The following is a 15,513-nucleotide window of genomic DNA, read 5'->3' on the forward strand; positions in this document are numbered from 1 at the left end:
ATATTCAGAAAATTTGGTACAATAAAAGTAAATACCGCAATGCAGTAAGCTATTCCACAATGAGGAATGGCCAAAGATTTATTTTGGTTCAATAATTTGTTATAGGAGGGTTAATGATGTTAAACACCATGAATAACAATGCAGTTGAGTTTGTAGCTAATTTGGTTGATAGAGCAAGGAAAGCTCAAGAAGCCATAGAAAACTATACTCAAGAACAAGTAGATAGATTAGTAACAGCTATAGTATGGAATATCGTAAAAGATGGTCCCGCACAAGAAATTTCCAAATTAGCAGAAGAAGAGTCTCGAATGGGCAATTACCAAGATAAGTACAATAAGTTAATGGCCAAATCAAAGGGTGCCCTTCGAGATATGAAAGGCAAAAAATCTGTAGGGGTTATAGAAGTAGATGAAGAGAGGAAATTAATTAAAATTGCAAAACCTGTTGGAGTTATTGGAGCATTAGTACCATGTACTAACCCAGAGGCAACACCTACGGTAAAAATCGCCCACGCTATTAAAGGGAAAAATGCTATTATATTGTCCCCTCATCCTCGTACTAAAAAAACCAATTCATTAATAGTAAAAATTGTTCGAGAGACTCTAAAAAAATATAATGCCCCAGAAGATTTAGTAATAGGAATAGATGAGCCTACAATGGAAATTAGTAGTGAGTTAATGAAACAATCTGATTTAGTATTGGCTACAGGGGGAGCAGGTTTAGTCAAAGCTGCTTATTCTTCTGGAACTCCAGCTTATGGCGTAGGAGCTGGAAATGCTGTAATTGTTGTTGATGAAACTGCAGATTTAAAGGATGCAGCTTTTAAAATTAGAGCTAGTAAGACCTTTGATTTTGCTACCAGCTGTTCAGCTGAAAATTCAATAGTTGTACAAGAGGATATATATGAGGATATGTTAGAGGCACTTAAAGTTGAAGGAGGATATTTAGCTAATGAAGAAGAAAAGAAAAAATTACAATCGACCCTTTGGATAGATGGACATCTAAATCCTAAAATAATTGCTAGGCCTGCTTTAGAAATTGCAGAAATAGCTGAAATTGATGTTCCCAAGGATACAAAATTTATTATGGTAGAAGAAGAAGGTGTAGGTAAAGATTATCCATTTTCAGGAGAAAAACTTTCTGTTATAATGGCGGTTTATAAATACGATGATTTTCAAGAGGCGGTAGACAAGGTCAATGAGATAACAAGATATCAAGGTATGGGACATTCCTGTGGGATACATTCCTTTAATGAAGAGCATATTATGAAATTAGCTCTTGAAACCAAAGTAAGTCGTATGAATGTAAATCAGGGACAGGCTCTTGCCAATACTGGCAATTGGTTTAACGGTGTGCCCTTTACCACGAGTTTAGGCTGTGGTACTTGGGGTGGAAATATTACTACGGAAAATATTACATGGAAACATATGATAAATGTAACTTTAGTGTCCAGATATTTTCCTCCAGTGGTTCCTACGGATGAGGAATTATTTGGGGATATAATGAATGATTAATAAATAATCTAGGGAGGTATGAAGGTGAATAACTATACGGATAAAGTAAAAAAAGACAGTTTAACATACAATCTACATTCCTGGTCAGCCCAAGGAACACTGAATCCAATGGTCATTACTAGAGCAGAAGGAATTTATTTTTGGAACTCAGAAGGAAAACGTTTTGCAGATATGTCATCCCAATTGGTAAATGTTAATATTGGACATGGCAATAAAAAGGTAATCCAAGCGATAAAAGAACAAGCGGATAGACTTCCTTATATTGGGCCTGGGTTTGCAGTTGATGTTAAATCAGAGGCAGCTAGAAAGATATTGGAGGTAGCCCCTGATAATATGGGGAAGGTGTTTTTTACAAACGCCGGTGCGGAGTCTAATGAAAATGCTATAAAGGTTGCTCGAATGTTCACTGGAAAATATAAGATATTTTCAGGCTATAGATCTTATCATGGAGCTTCCTATGGTGCAGCCAATTTAACTGGTGAAAAAAGAAGATTCCCTAGCGAACCTGGAATTCCTGGATTTATCAAATATTTTAATCCATATCCATATAGAGGACCAGTAGAATTTAAATCGGAAGAAGAGGCTACAGACTATTATCTTACTCTATTGAGAGAACAAATAGAGTTTGAGGGGCCTGAACATATAGCTGCTATATTTCAAGAATCCATTGTAGGAAGTAATGGTATATTGATACCCCCAAAAGGATGGTTGGAAGGAGTAAGGGCTATTTGTGATGAGTACAATATTTTGATGGTATGTGATGAAGTAATGACTGGATGGGGAAGAACTGGGGAGTGGTTTGCAGTGGATAATTGGAATGTAAAACCCGATATTATTACCATTGCAAAAGGATGTACTTGTGGATATGTTCCACTAGGGGGAGTTATTGTAAGTAAGGAAATTGCAGAATATTTTGATGACAATGTATTGTGGTGTGGTTTAACATATAGCGGCCATCCAATGGGCTGCGCTGCTGCCTTGGCTACAATAGATGTGTATAAAGATGAAAAACTAATTGAGAATTCAAAGAAAATGGGATATGTGCTAGGGTCGATTCTTGAAGAATTGAAGGAGAAACATCCTTCTGTAGGGGATGTAAGATATATAGGATTATTTTCTGCCATTGAATTGGTGAAGGATAAGGAAACAAAAGAGCCTTTAGTGCCCTATGGCAAGGATCCTGAAGGGTTGATGAAAAAAATCCTAGGCATGTTAATAGAAGAAGGATTCTGGACATATACCCATGATAATATTATTATTGTTGCACCACCTTTAATAATAAATGAAGAGCAGTTAAAAGAAAATATGACTATTATGGACAAGGTGTTAAGCTTTGTGGACTCAATTATCAAATAAAACTTTAACAGTATTAGTAGGCTTAGACTATAGTTTGCATTCAGAGGTGTAAAAAAGGAGGATTATAATGGTAGAGTATCAAAAGGCATTAGATAATCTTGAGATGGATGAGATGATTAAGTTTACCCAAGAATTAATAAGAATAAACAGCGTATATGACCCAGATGTAGAGGGAGCTAATGAAGAAAAAGTAGCCAAATATATATATGAGTTTTTACTGAATGAGGGATTTGAAGTATATATAGAAGAAGTGGTTCCTGGTAGGCCAAATGTAATTGCTTTTCTAAGAGGAGAAGAAGAAGGGAAAACTCTACTATTTGAAGGTCATACGGATGTGGTTTCAGCAGGGGATATAAGCAAATGGACTTATGATCCTTTTGGTGGGGAGATTGTTGAAGTAGATGGGAAAAAAAGAATCTATGGTCGTGGAGCTTGTGATACTAAACAAAACTTAGCAGCAGCTATATATGCAGTGAAAGCTATTAAGGATTCAGCTGTAAAGTTTAAGGGAAATATTATGCTCTGTATACCGGTAGATGAAGAAGGATTAATGATAGGAATAAAGGATTTTATTAAAAGGGGCTGGGCTGATAATGTAGATGCAGCCATTATATGCGAACCAGAAGAGAAAAACTTATGCATATATCAAAAGGGTGCAATTCGGATAGGCATTACTTTTGAAGGAAAGATGGCCCATGGCTGTATGCCTCTAACAGGGAATAACCCTAATTGGGCAGTTGGAAAAGTCATCAATGAACTGAGGAGATTAGAAAACTTTGAAAAGGATAGGCTGGGAAAACATGAATATTTAGGATGGCCAAGCATAACTCCTACTATGATACAAACCCCTATAAAAGGAGTTGCTCAAATCAATGTGATTCCTACCGATGCATATATGACCTTAGACATAAGGACAATACCAGGACAAGAACATGATGCTATTAAGAGACAGATTCAAGGGATATTGAATAGATTTAAGGAGCAGTATAGCTATGGTGATGAAAAATTCTATGCTCATATGGAGGTATTAGATGATAGACCTTATACTGTAACTTCTCAAGATGAACCTGTTGTTAAAGCTATAGCTAAGGCTTATAAAGATGTAATGAAGGATGAACCCATATATAATGGAGTTCCTGGAGCTACAGATGGTACCTTTTTAGCAGTAGAAAAAGGTATCCCAGTAATTGTTACAGGGTCAGGAGATAGGGAGGTTCCCCATCAAGTAGATGAATGGTGTGAAATAGAAGATATTATTGAAATCAGTAAAATTTACATTTTAGCAGCTTTATATTATTTGAATGAATAATATAATTGAAAAGTTCAATATAGGGGGTGAAAATATTGCTAATAGCCATTATTGGTGCAGGTGCTATGGGAAGTCTATATGGAGGTTATTTATCCAAAAACAATGAAGTGTATCTAGTAGATATCTGGGAAGAACATGTAAATAGGATAAACGACAAAGGACTAGTAATTATGGAGAAAGAAGAAGAAATAGCGGTAAATCCCATAGGAGTTACGGATTCTAAAGGTATAGAGAATGTGGATTTAGCTATAGTATTTGTTAAATCCATTCATACAAAAGAAGCTATAGAAAACAATAAATCCATAATAGGTCCAAAAACTATGGTGTTATCTCTTCAAAACGGTTATGGAAATTCAGATGATATTGGTGAATATGTAGAAGAATCTAATATTATTATGGGGACTACTGCTCATGGAGCAACGATGATTGAACCAGGTAGGATAAAACATGGAGGTAAAGGCAAGACCTATATTGGAAAATTAATTGGGAATAATGATGAAAATGTAGTTAGGATAAAAGATGTTTTAGTGGAAGCTGGTTTTGAGACTATTATTTCAAATAATGTAATGGAACTGATTTGGTCTAAACTATTGGTAAACGTTGGTATAAATCCTTTGACTGCTATCCTTGAAATAAAAAATGGTCAATTGCTGGAGTGGAAGGAAAGCAAAGAATTATTAAAGTTAGCAGTGATGGAAGGGGTCAATGTAGCTAATGGCTTAGGATTGGATTTTAATAGTGAAGAAGTAGTGGCCAATGTGATAGATGTAGCTAAGGCTACTGGAGAAAATAAATCTTCTATGTTGCAAGATATATTGAATAAAAGAAAGACTGAAATAGATAAGATTAATGGAGCAATAGTAAAAGAAGGAGAAAGACTAGGTTTAGAAACACCTGTAAATAGGGTTTTAATGGATTTAATAAAAGTCAAAGAATTATTAGGCAGTCATTGACACCAGAAGGGTTACATAATCAGGATGTTAAATAATTTAAAGAAAGGAGGAAGAAAACTGTCCGTTATTTCTCAAACTAATTATTAAGGAGGGGAATTTTAATGTCCATAGGTGATAATGACAAAAACTTTGTAGAGGACCCTAGGTATAAACAATGTAATAAAGAAGCCATAATTGGATCCATTCTTGGTATATTGAACCTAATTTGGTGGTATGGATGGGGTTATGGACTAGGTTCAAAACCCGTATCGGAATACAAATTTATAATGGGTTTACCAACTTGGTTTTTCATGAGTTCAATTGTTGGTGCAATATTGTTTACAGTATTAGCTTTTATAATGGTAGATAAATTTTTTGTGGATATGCCATTAGAAAGGATGACAGAAGAAGAAGCAAATCAATATATTGAGGGGGTGAAATAATGGATAACTTGCAATTATCAGTATTAATACCTTTAATTGTTTATTTTGCTGGTGTTTATTTAATAGGTATATATGCAATGAAGTATGTAACAAAAGCAAGAGCTGCAGCTGAGGGCTCAGAAGAAGGATTTTTGGATGAATATCTATTAGGGGGAAGAGATTTAGGTGGATTTGTTCTGGCAATGACATTAGTAGCTACTTATTTAAGTGCAGGTAGTTTTATAGGCGGACCTGGTACAGCTTATACTCAAGGATTAGGATGGGTGTTTCTAGCTATGGCTCAAATGCCTACTGGATATTTTACTTTATCCATATTGGGAAAGAAATTTGCAATAGTTGCTAGAAAGATAAATGCCCTAACATTAAACGATTTTATTAGAGAAAGGTATCAAAGCAAACCCCTTGTAATTATCACATCTCTTTCAGTTACATTCTTCTTTATTGCAGCTATGGCTGCACAATGGATAGGAGCAGCTAGACTATTGCAAGGTTCCACTGGAATACCTTATCTAACTGCACTAATATTCTTTGCAATAACTGTCATTATTTATACTACTATTGGTGGATATAGGGCCGTTGTATTAACAGATACTTTGCAAGGTGTGGTAATGACTCTAGGAACTGCTGCATTATTTGTTGGTGCAATAAAAGCAGGTGGGGGTATTACAAATATAATAAATAGCATGCAACAAGTAGATCCTGGTTTAATTTCACCCTTTGGTGTAACAGATGGATTTATGACTAAAGCATGGGTTACTTCTTTCTGGGTATTAGTAGGTTTTGCTATTGTAGGTCTACCTAGTGTATCATCAAGAGCTATGTCCTATAAGGATTGCAAGAGTTTAAATAGAGGAATTAAATATGGTACAGTAGTTTCTATGATACTATTATTAGGTATGCATCTAGTTGGAGCAATGGGCGTTACTTTAGTTTCAGGGGTAGAATCTGGAGACTTGGTAATACCAACTTTAACAGTACAACTATTTCCAAACTGGATAGCAGGTATTATATTAGCAGGACCTTTGGCAGCAGTAATGTCCACCGTTGACTCACAACTTTTGATTGTAGTTGGGGCAATGGTAAATGACCTCTATGCTAATTATATAAGACCAGAGGCTAAAAAGGATTCTCAAAAAATGTCTAAAATCAGTTTTATTGCCACGTTAATAATAGGAGTCATTATATTTATTATTGCTAAAAATCCTCCAGAGCTTATGGTATGGTTAAATCTATATGCTAATGCGGGTTTGATTTCAACATTTTTATGGCCAACTATACTAGGATTATATTGGAAAAAAGCCAACAAAGAAGGAGCTATCGCTTCTATGGTGGTAGGAATAGCCAGTTATATTATATTTAGTTATAAATGGCCAAGACCATTAGGAATGCATACCATTGTTTTACCACTTATATTATCGTTTATAGCTTTCGTCCTTGTTTCCAATATGACTGAGGAACCACCTGAAGATGTAATAAAAACCTTCTGGGGAATTTAAAAAGTACTACCTAGCTTCATTAGTACCCACACTGATGAAGCTAGGTTTTTACAGATAATTTATATAAAGGTTGGAGGGGATTATTTAATGAAAGATTATAATGAAATAAAAAGAGCTATAGACCAAGCTGTAGAAAGTTTAGAAGAAGAATTAATTGAGTTTGCAAAGGAGATTGTAAGAATTCCTACTGAGAATCCTCCTGGAAGGTATTATCCAGAATGTGCTGAAGCTATAGGCAATATGATGGAGAAAATAGGTTGTGAAGTTGAGTATGTAAATGTTCCTCATGAGTTATTACCTAAATTAGCACCAAAAGGAGAAAATCTTCCAAGAGTAAATGTTATAGGAAAATACAAAGGAACATTAGAGAGACCTAATATACATTTTTCCGGTCATTATGATGTAGTACCTGCTGGGGATGGATGGTCTGTAGACCCATATGAAGCAGTTGTAAAAGATGGTAAATTATATGGCAGAGGTTCTTCTGATCAGAAATCTGGTATTGTATCTCAGATATTTGCTATTTATGCTCTTAAGAAAGCAGGGATAAAATTAAAAGGAACCATAATATCAAGTGCTACACCTGATGAAGAAACGGGTGGAGAGGCAGGGATGGGCTATTTAGTTAGAGAGGGATATTTGAGTAGCAAAAATACAGATTACTGTGTAATAACTGAATGCTTAGATGTGGATAAGGTTTGTCTTGGACATAGAGGAACATTATGGTTTGAGTTGATTACAAAGGGAGTTCAAAGTCATGGGAGCATGCCTTATGAAGGGGTTAATGCAATTGAAAATATGGTAAAAGTATTAAATGCAATAGATAAAGAAATTAGACCTTTATTGATGTCAGGATCTAAGTATCCCATCCAACCTGTAGAATGTAGGAAAAGCACATTGACTGTTACCACTATAGAGGCAGGGAATAAGGTTAATACGGTTCCAAATCACTGTAAGGCTACATTTGATTGGAGACTTATTCCTGAACAAAGTGTATCCTGGGCAAAAGAGATGATAGTATCCATATGTGATAAATTGAAGGATGAGAATCCAAACTTTGATTATGAATTTAATGTAATTATGGAAGTTGAACCTACTATAGTTCCCGATAATACAGAGGTGGTAAATGCGTTTTTATCAGCTGGGAAAGAATTTCTCGGTAAAGAGATGGGATTTTCACTAAGTCCTGGTAGTGATGACCAGAAATATGTGGTAAAGGAAGGCAATATGGATCAATGTATAGTATATGGACCAGGGCCTTTAGTGTTAGCCCATAAGGTGGATGAATATGTAGAAATAGAAGATATGAAAAATTCTGCAAAGATTATGGCCCTAGCTGCTACAATGTTATTAGGGATTGAAGAATAATTAAAATCAGGAATAGAGTGGACTATCTGAAAATAAAAGGGGGTAAATTTGATGAAACATGGGGCAGAAAATATGAAATATGCAAAGAGTTTCAAAGAACAATTCACACTTAGAAGTGTGATTATTGGAGCAATTGGCTCCGTAATAATAACAACTAGTTCAATGTATGTTGCATTAAGGATGGGAGCATTACCTTGGCCTACTATTTTTGTTGCAGTCATGTCTATGACCATATTGAGGATTATGAAGAATACTAACTTAAATGAAATTAATGTAACCCATACTGCTATGTCAGCAGGAGGTATGGTTGCTGGAGGATTAGCCTTTACTATTCCAGGAATTTGGATGCTGGATCAAGGTGCAGATGTTAGTTTTATGGCTCTATTAGCTGTTACTTTATCTGGAGCACTTTTAGGGGTAATATTTACAGCCTTAATAAGAAAGTATTTTATTGAAGGAGAAAAGCTACCTTTTCCAATGGGTATTGCTGCTTCTGAAACTGTTCTTGCAGGTGATGAAGGAGGAGAAAAAGCAAAAATATTATTTTCTACACTAGGGCTTACAGCGGTATTTACAGCTATTAGAGACTGGTTTGGTAAAATACCAGGGGCTTGGTTACCTGCAAAGCTAGCTGCAAAGAATATATTCTTTGGGCTATGGGTATCTCCTATGGCTGTAGGAATTGGATATTTAATTGGACCTTTGTTTACAGGCGTATGGTTTTTGGGAGCTGTAATTTCCTATTTTTTCTTAATACCAGTAGGAGTAAAGGTAGGTTGGTTTGCCGATGTAGGAGTAGCTTCTGCTTTTAAAGACAGCTTAGGAATTGGGCTTATGGTAGGTACTGGTATAGGTATATTGGTAAAAGGAATATTACCTAAGGCAAAAGAGATTTATGGTCCAATGATTAGCGGGAGAGCAGCAAAAGAAGGCGGAGTCAATATGAAATGGGTACCAATGGGGCTAGTAGCTATAGCATTTTTGCTTACTATATTTACTAAGATGGGATTTTTTGCCTCCGTTTTAACTATATTAGGAGTATGGTTGACAACAGCTATGGCAGCTTCAATAACTGGTCAAACAGGAATCAACCCCATGGAGATATTTGGTATAATAGTACTGTTAGTCGTTAAAGCAGTGACAAAAATTGGTGGAGTAGAGGCATTTTTAGTTGCAGGAGTAGTTGCTGTGGCAAGTGGATTGGCTGGAGATGTATTGAATGATTTTAAGTCAGGATATATATTAAAAACTGATCCAAAAGCTCAGTTAATAGCAGAATCCATAGGTGGAATAATAGGGGCTATTGTATCGGTTATTGTAATGTTTGTAATGTTTAAAGCCTATGGAACTATGGGTCCAGGAACTGAATTGCCAGCGCCACAAGCTTATGCAGTATCTACTATGGTAGGGGGCTTACCAAACCAGACTGCATTTATAGCTGGTGGCATAATTGGATTAGTATTATACCTACTCAACATACCTGGAATGACTTTGGGTATAGGAATATATTTACCAATGTTCATATCCACTACTGCATTTTTAGGTGGATTGATTCACCTAATCGTTTCAAAGACTAAACCAGAATGGCTAGATAAAGGTACTATTGTTTCCTCAGGACTTCTAGGTGGAGAAGGGGTAACAGGAGTAATTATTGCCATCATCAAAGTGTTGACTATGTCATAAAGGGGGATTCTATGTGAAAGAACAGAATATTAAAGAAATACAATTTACAGATATTGATGGAATAAAGGTAGGTCATGCACAAGATTTGGGGGCTGCAACGGGTTGTACAGTCATTATATGTGAAGAAGGAGCAACAGCTGGTGTTGATGTAAGGGGAGGTTCTCCTGGGACTAGGGAGACTGATCTATTAGATCCACAAAATTTAGTAGATAAAATCCATGCTGTAATGTTATCGGGAGGCTCAGCCTTTGGGCTGGACGCAGCTTCTGGAGCTATGAAATACCTAGAAGAAAGAGATATTGGATTTGATGTACAAGTTACAAAGGTACCTATAGTATGTAGTGCAGTATTGTTTGATTTAGTAGTAGGAGACTATAGGGTAAGACCAAATTTAGAAATGGGCTATCAAGCTTGCGTTAATGCTACAAATAAGGAGTGTCCTAATGGTAACATAGGAGCGGGAACGGGGGCTACTGTAGGAAAATTTTTAGGCATAGAAAGAGCTATGAAGGGTGGGCTAGGATCCTTTGCTGTCCAGATAGGAGATTTAAAGGTAGGTGCAATTGTAGCAGTAAATGCATTAGGGGATATTATCAATCCAGAAACTGGAGAGATACTAGCAGGTTTATTAGATGAAAATCAGGAAAAACCTGTTGGAACTGAAAATATTATGGCTGAAAAGTATAGTGAAAAGAAGAATATTTTTAGTGGCAATACCACTATTGGCCTTGTAGCAACTAATGGAATATTTACAAAATCTGAAGCTAATAAATTGGCTTCCATGTCTCACAATGGTTATGCTAGAACTATGAGACCAGCCCATTCTATATTTGATGGAGATACTATATTTACCATGGCAACAGGGAAGATAGAAGCGGATATAAATGTAGTAGGATTTTTAGCAGCAAGAACTATGGAAAGAGCAGTAATAAATGCCATTAAATCCGCAGAATCAGCTTATGGATTTAAGTCATATAAGGAATTAAGGAGGGCATAAAAATGAAAACCAAAATAACAACCTTAGACTTTAAAAAAATGAAAAAAGAGGGTAGAAAACTTAGAATGGTTACTGCTTATGACTATCAAATGGCTGCTTTAGTTGATAAGTCAGAAATAGAACTAATCCTTGTAGGCGATTCATTGGGGATGGTTGTGCTAGGATATGAAGGAACCATTAATGTGACCATGGAAGATATGATTCACCATATTAAACCAGTGGTTAAGGGAGCACCAAATACTTTCATAGTAGGAGACTTACCTTTTGGATCTTACAATGTAAGCGTTGAAAAAGCAGTAGAAAATGCCATTAGACTAATGAAAGAAGGAGGCTGTGACTGTATAAAATTAGAAGGTGGAGTTAATGTGGCAGAAAAAATTGAAGCAATAGTGGAAGCAGGAATACCGGTTATGGCTCATATTGGATTAACGCCACAAACTAGTTCTCAATTAGGTGGATTTAAAGTACAAGGGAAAGATGCAGGAGCAGCTAAGAAAATATTAGAAGATGCTAAAGCTGTAGAAGCGGCGGGAGCGTTTTCTGTAGTAGTGGAATGTGTGCCTTCCCAAATAGGAAAACTAATATCTGAAACCTTAGAAATACCAACAATAGGCATTGGAGCAGGGGTTCATTGTGATGGTCAAGTATTGGTGACCCAAGATATGATAGGTATGTTTGACCAATTTGTGCCTAAATTTGTTAAACAATATGCTAATGTTGGAAATATAATAGTGGAGGCATTTAATACCTATAGTAAAGAAGTACAAGAAGGTAAATTCCCAGAAGATATCCATAGTTTCAATATGAAACAAGAAGTATTGGATGAGTTAATAGCTGAAAAATAACAATAAAGTCCCGTCATAAATATACACTATCTCTCATTTTGATTTTTCATCAAGATGAGAGATAGTATTTTGTGGTAGTTTAATTATTGACATTGATTAATAATATTAAATAGATTTCTGACTTTAGACTGTTGCAGCCTCTTCATCTAAAATTATTGTAATATTTGGGTGCAATAGAAGAATCGAAGCAGGAATTTTAGTTGATATGGCATTGTAGCTCAACAATTTTTTAATTATTTGTGCTTTTTTCTTTCCACTGGCTAGAAGTATTATTTTTTTTGATTTCATGATGCTACCTAGCCCCATAGTGATAGCCTTTTTTGGAACTTCTTCCATGGAGTTAAAAAACCTTGCATTTGCTTTTATTGTAGATTCAGTTAAATCTGTTATATGAGTTCCTAAATATAGCTCTTCACTATTTGGTTCATTAAAACCAATATGACCATTTTCACCTATTCCTAAAATTTGCAGGTCTATCCCACCTAATTCTTGTATTTTATTATCATAGTTTTTACAATAATCTTCAACATTCTCTGGCTTCCCATTTGGAATATAAATATTTTCACTATTGATATTAATATGATTAAAGAAATTTTCATACATAAAATAGTGGTAACTATTTGAATCATCATGACAGATGTCCAAATATTCATCGAGATTAAAGGTAGTTATTTCAGAAAAATCTAAACCACATTCTATATGTTTTTTTATTAATTCTTTATAAGTACCTAAGGGTGTGCTTCCAGTAGCTAAACCCAATACTAGTTTTGGATTGTTTTTTATTTCTAATTCGATTAGGTTAGAAGCTTCTTTACTTAAATCTAAATAATCTTTCTTAATAATAACTTTCATATTTTAATCACCTCGTTTTGATTAGATTTATAAGCCAATTTGGGTTTGATTATAAGCTGTTTTCCAGTCTTTAATGAAATTCTCTACGCTAGAATCTGTTAATGGATGGTATATTAACTTCTCAAGAATTTCTAATGATAGAGTAACTGAATGGGCTCCTTCAAGGCTTGATTTGTGGACTTGTTCTACATTCTTGAAGCTGGCTGCTAATATTTTTGTGCCTAAACCGTGAATATTTAATAATTTACTAATTTCTTTCACAACATTAACACCATCAGCAGAAATATTATCAAGTCTATTTACATAAGGTGCCACAAAATTAGCTCCTGCCATGGCTGCAACTAAAGCTTGTTGAGGTGTAAAAATAGCCGTTGCAGTTATATTAAATCCTTCCTTTTTTAATGCTTTAATGGCTTTAATTCCTTCTTCTATTACTGGAATTTTTATATAAATATTTCCACCTATAGTATCCTTAATAAAATGAGCTTCTTTTACCATATCTTCTGCTTTAGTTCCCAGTACTTGTACATGGAGCATTTTGTCATTTCCAATTATATTTCTAATATCTTTTAAAACCTCTATATAGTTTCTATTCTCTTTTGCAATAATAGTAGGGTTTGTTGTAACCCCTTCTATTGGGTAATATTCATTACCCTTTTTAATGTCATTAATATCTGCTGTATCCAATAATATTAGCATTATCAATCCACCTTCCTAATTATATTCTATTTAGGCAATTAAATACTTTATAGTAATTAATTAAACTTGCTTTTATTGATTCTTCAGCTGCTAAATTGATATCTCCATAATTATCTATAGTTTCAAGGGCTTTTTTTACTCCATTTGTTGCTGCAATCATAAGGTCTGTGCAAAGATTAATTTTACTTATTCCTAATTTTGCACATTTTCCTAATATATCTTCTCCAGTACCTGAACCACCATGTAAAACTAATGGGATATTTACCCTTTTTGCGATTTCTTCAAGTCTGCATATGTCTATATTTGGTTTTCCTTTATATTTTCCATGTACAGTTCCAATAGCTACTGCTAATGAGTCTAAGTTTGTTTTCCTTACAAAATCTTCAGCTTCATCTGGTTCTGTTAGAATAGATTGAGAATTTTCGTCAGTTTCACTAGAATCTCCAGAGCCTACATGACCTAGTTCTGCTTCCACAGTTACATTACATGCATGAGCTACTTTTACCACCTCTTTTACTAAATACACATTTTCATCAAAGGGTGCTGTAGAAGCGTCTATCATTACCGATGAGAATCCTGATTTAATAGCTTTAATAACAGTTTCGTAATCATTGCCATGATCTAGATGAAGTGCATATTGGGTATTATATTTATCTCCATAGTAGTTAACGAGCATAGCAACTTCTTCAATGCTAATATATTGTAAATGAGCTTGGGCTAAACCTACAATTACTGGGCTATTAACTTCCTTACTTGCTCTTAATACTGCTCTAATACTATTGATATCCCATACATTAGGTTGTGGTATTGCATATTGATTTTCCCTTGCTTTAGATAGCATATAACGAGTGTTTACAAGCATCATATAACCTCCTGATTTATAGAATGAATTACATTTTAACAACGGTTTTAATACCTTTACTGCTTCTCACTTTTTTAATCCCTTCAATAATATTATCTAAGGATACTACATCTGTTATTAATTTATTTGCATCTACAATATTATTGTTAAGTAATTCTGTAGCAGTAACATGTTGTGGTATAGTTGAACCAAAAGCTCCAAATATGGAAATTTCCTTATAATGAGCACGATTGGTATTTATGCTATTTATGGAACTGCCTTTTGGTAATCCCGCAAAGAAACTAACCTTTCCGCATTTTCTTGTGGCTTCAATAGCTTGATTTTGAGCAATTGGAGCAGAGCAGGCAGCAATTGCAACATCTACTCCTTTACCATTGGTTATTTCATTGACTTTTTCAATTAAATCTTCTTTACTTGAATCTATTGTATAATTTGCACCACATTGGGCAGCTAATTCTAACCTATCCTTTTGTATATCAGCTAATATAATTTTTGTTGCTCCTTTTGCTTTTGATAAAGCTGCATGCATAGCTCCAATAGGTCCAGCACCAATTATTAAAACAGAATCTCCTAATTCAATATTTAAATATTTATGTCCATTAATAACACAGGACAAAGGTTCGGCAATAGATGAGTTTAATAGATTTGCATTATCATCTAATTTAATGATGTTTCCACCATTTACTGCAGCTGATGGAACTTTTACATATTCTGCAAAACCTCCATCTATTTCATATCCAATAATAGATTGATTTTCACACATATTGCTATTACCATTTAAACAATATTCACATTTACCACAAGCTATCATAGGAGCTAGCAATACTTTTTCTCCTTTTTTATAGTTTGTTATATTGGCTCCAACTTCCTCTATAATGCCAGAAATTTCATGACCTATTATTCTAGGTGGTATCACATTGGCTTGTCCATTGAAATATATTCTAACATCTGTTCCGCAAATTGCACAGTATTCAACTTTAATTAGGATTTCATCTTCTTCTATTACTGGGATATCTCTTTCTTCAATTCTAAGATCTTCAGGTCCATAAAAAACAGCAGCTTTCATTTTTTTCATTCTTTACCCCTCCTTGCACAAATGTGCATTAAATTCAAATGTGACCTTTGCTTTCAGCATTATTTTATAATTATATAGTGAA

14 protein-coding genes are annotated in these 15,513 nt (G+C 34.7%); 10 read left to right on the forward strand and 4 right to left on the reverse strand.

Annotation, left to right across the window (positions count from 1 at the left end; genetic code table 11):
- Positions 1-116: 116 nt before the first annotated feature.
- The 10 genes from C3E90_RS09825 to panB all read left to right on the forward strand — a co-directional run bounded on the left by C3E90_RS09825 (position 117) and on the right by panB (position 11,943).
- Positions 117-1,514, forward strand: a complete 1,398-nt coding sequence (locus C3E90_RS09825; RefSeq protein WP_236915469.1) for an aldehyde dehydrogenase family protein — start codon at positions 117-119, stop codon at positions 1,512-1,514.
- Positions 1,515-1,538: 24 nt separating this feature from the next.
- The gene (locus C3E90_RS09830) at positions 1,539-2,870 is read left to right on the forward strand and encodes an aminotransferase class III-fold pyridoxal phosphate-dependent enzyme (RefSeq protein WP_236915470.1); all 1,332 of its coding nucleotides are present in this window, start codon (positions 1,539-1,541) and stop codon (positions 2,868-2,870) included.
- A gap of 67 nt (positions 2,871-2,937) precedes the next feature.
- Positions 2,938-4,179, forward strand: a complete 1,242-nt coding sequence (locus C3E90_RS09835) for a M20 family metallopeptidase (protein WP_236915471.1) — start codon at positions 2,938-2,940, stop codon at positions 4,177-4,179.
- 35 nt (positions 4,180-4,214) lie between these two features.
- Positions 4,215-5,132, forward strand: coding sequence for a ketopantoate reductase family protein (locus tag C3E90_RS09840; protein WP_236915472.1), 918 nt, complete (start codon positions 4,215-4,217; stop codon positions 5,130-5,132).
- A gap of 101 nt (positions 5,133-5,233) precedes the next feature.
- A complete protein-coding gene (locus C3E90_RS09845) occupies positions 5,234-5,554 on the forward strand; it encodes a YhdT family protein (protein ID WP_236915473.1) in 321 nt (106 codons plus the stop codon).
- Positions 5,554-7,050, forward strand: coding sequence for a sodium/pantothenate symporter (gene panF, locus C3E90_RS09850; RefSeq protein ID WP_236915474.1), 1,497 nt, complete (start codon positions 5,554-5,556; stop codon positions 7,048-7,050). The genes C3E90_RS09845 and panF overlap by 1 nt, the downstream gene beginning before the upstream one ends.
- Positions 7,051-7,137: 87 nt before the next feature.
- Complete coding sequence (locus tag C3E90_RS09855; protein ID WP_236915475.1) at positions 7,138-8,418, forward strand: ArgE/DapE family deacylase; 1,281 nt, start codon at positions 7,138-7,140, stop codon at positions 8,416-8,418.
- 51 nt (positions 8,419-8,469) lie between these two features.
- On the forward strand, positions 8,470-10,101 hold the full coding sequence (locus C3E90_RS09860) for an OPT/YSL family transporter (RefSeq protein WP_236915476.1): 1,632 nt from the start codon (positions 8,470-8,472) through the stop codon (positions 10,099-10,101).
- Positions 10,102-10,129: 28 nt separating this feature from the next.
- Positions 10,130-11,098 (forward strand): P1 family peptidase, encoded by a 969-nt coding sequence (locus tag C3E90_RS09865; protein ID WP_236915590.1) that lies wholly within the window; start codon positions 10,130-10,132, stop codon positions 11,096-11,098.
- Positions 11,099-11,100: 2 nt separating this feature from the next.
- Positions 11,101-11,943, forward strand: a complete 843-nt coding sequence (panB, locus tag C3E90_RS09870; protein ID WP_236915477.1) for a 3-methyl-2-oxobutanoate hydroxymethyltransferase — start codon at positions 11,101-11,103, stop codon at positions 11,941-11,943.
- A gap of 123 nt (positions 11,944-12,066) precedes the next feature.
- On the opposite strand, the gene nagB is transcribed toward panB, so the two are convergent.
- Genes nagB through C3E90_RS09890 form a run of 4 tightly spaced genes read right to left on the reverse strand, consistent with a single transcriptional unit; the run spans position 12,067 to position 15,431 of the window.
- Positions 12,067-12,795 (reverse strand): glucosamine-6-phosphate deaminase, encoded by a 729-nt coding sequence (gene nagB / locus C3E90_RS09875; protein ID WP_236915478.1) that lies wholly within the window; start codon positions 12,793-12,795, stop codon positions 12,067-12,069.
- 27 nt (positions 12,796-12,822) lie between these two features.
- On the reverse strand, positions 12,823-13,494 hold the full coding sequence (locus C3E90_RS09880; RefSeq protein ID WP_236915479.1) for a fructose-6-phosphate aldolase: 672 nt from the start codon (positions 13,492-13,494) through the stop codon (positions 12,823-12,825).
- 19 nt (positions 13,495-13,513) lie between these two features.
- Positions 13,514-14,356, reverse strand: a complete 843-nt coding sequence (locus C3E90_RS09885; RefSeq protein WP_236915480.1) for a class II fructose-bisphosphate aldolase — start codon at positions 14,354-14,356, stop codon at positions 13,514-13,516.
- A gap of 28 nt (positions 14,357-14,384) precedes the next feature.
- Entirely contained in the window at positions 14,385-15,431 is a 1,047-nt protein-coding gene (locus tag C3E90_RS09890; protein ID WP_236915481.1) for a zinc-dependent dehydrogenase, read from the reverse strand.
- Positions 15,432-15,513: the final 82 nt, after the last annotated feature.

Origin of the sequence: Clostridium sp. Cult2 (assembly GCF_021655075.1) — a bacterium.
Classification (GTDB): domain Bacteria; phylum Bacillota; class Clostridia; order Tissierellales; family Tepidimicrobiaceae; genus Schnuerera.

Bases quoted from the DNA above. Each gene is read 5' to 3' on its own strand.
- C3E90_RS09825 (WP_236915469.1), top strand. From the start codon at position 117: ATGTTAAACACCATGAATAACAATGCAGTTGAGTTTGTAGCTAATTTG.
- C3E90_RS09835 (WP_236915471.1), top strand. From the start codon at position 2,938: ATGGTAGAGTATCAAAAGGCATTAGATAATCTTGAGATGGATGAGATG.
- C3E90_RS09845 (WP_236915473.1), top strand. From the start codon at position 5,234: ATGTCCATAGGTGATAATGACAAAAACTTTGTAGAGGACCCTAGGTAT.
- panF (WP_236915474.1), top strand. From the start codon at position 5,554: ATGGATAACTTGCAATTATCAGTATTAATACCTTTAATTGTTTATTTT.
- C3E90_RS09855 (WP_236915475.1), top strand. From the start codon at position 7,138: ATGAAAGATTATAATGAAATAAAAAGAGCTATAGACCAAGCTGTAGAA.
- C3E90_RS09860 (WP_236915476.1), top strand. From the start codon at position 8,470: ATGAAACATGGGGCAGAAAATATGAAATATGCAAAGAGTTTCAAAGAA.
- panB (WP_236915477.1), top strand. From the start codon at position 11,101: ATGAAAACCAAAATAACAACCTTAGACTTTAAAAAAATGAAAAAAGAG.
- nagB (WP_236915478.1), bottom strand. From the start codon at position 12,795: ATGAAAGTTATTATTAAGAAAGATTATTTAGATTTAAGTAAAGAAGCT.
- C3E90_RS09880 (WP_236915479.1), bottom strand. From the start codon at position 13,494: ATGCTAATATTATTGGATACAGCAGATATTAATGACATTAAAAAGGGT.
- C3E90_RS09885 (WP_236915480.1), bottom strand. From the start codon at position 14,356: ATGCTTGTAAACACTCGTTATATGCTATCTAAAGCAAGGGAAAATCAA.
- C3E90_RS09890 (WP_236915481.1), bottom strand. From the start codon at position 15,431: ATGAAAAAAATGAAAGCTGCTGTTTTTTATGGACCTGAAGATCTTAGA.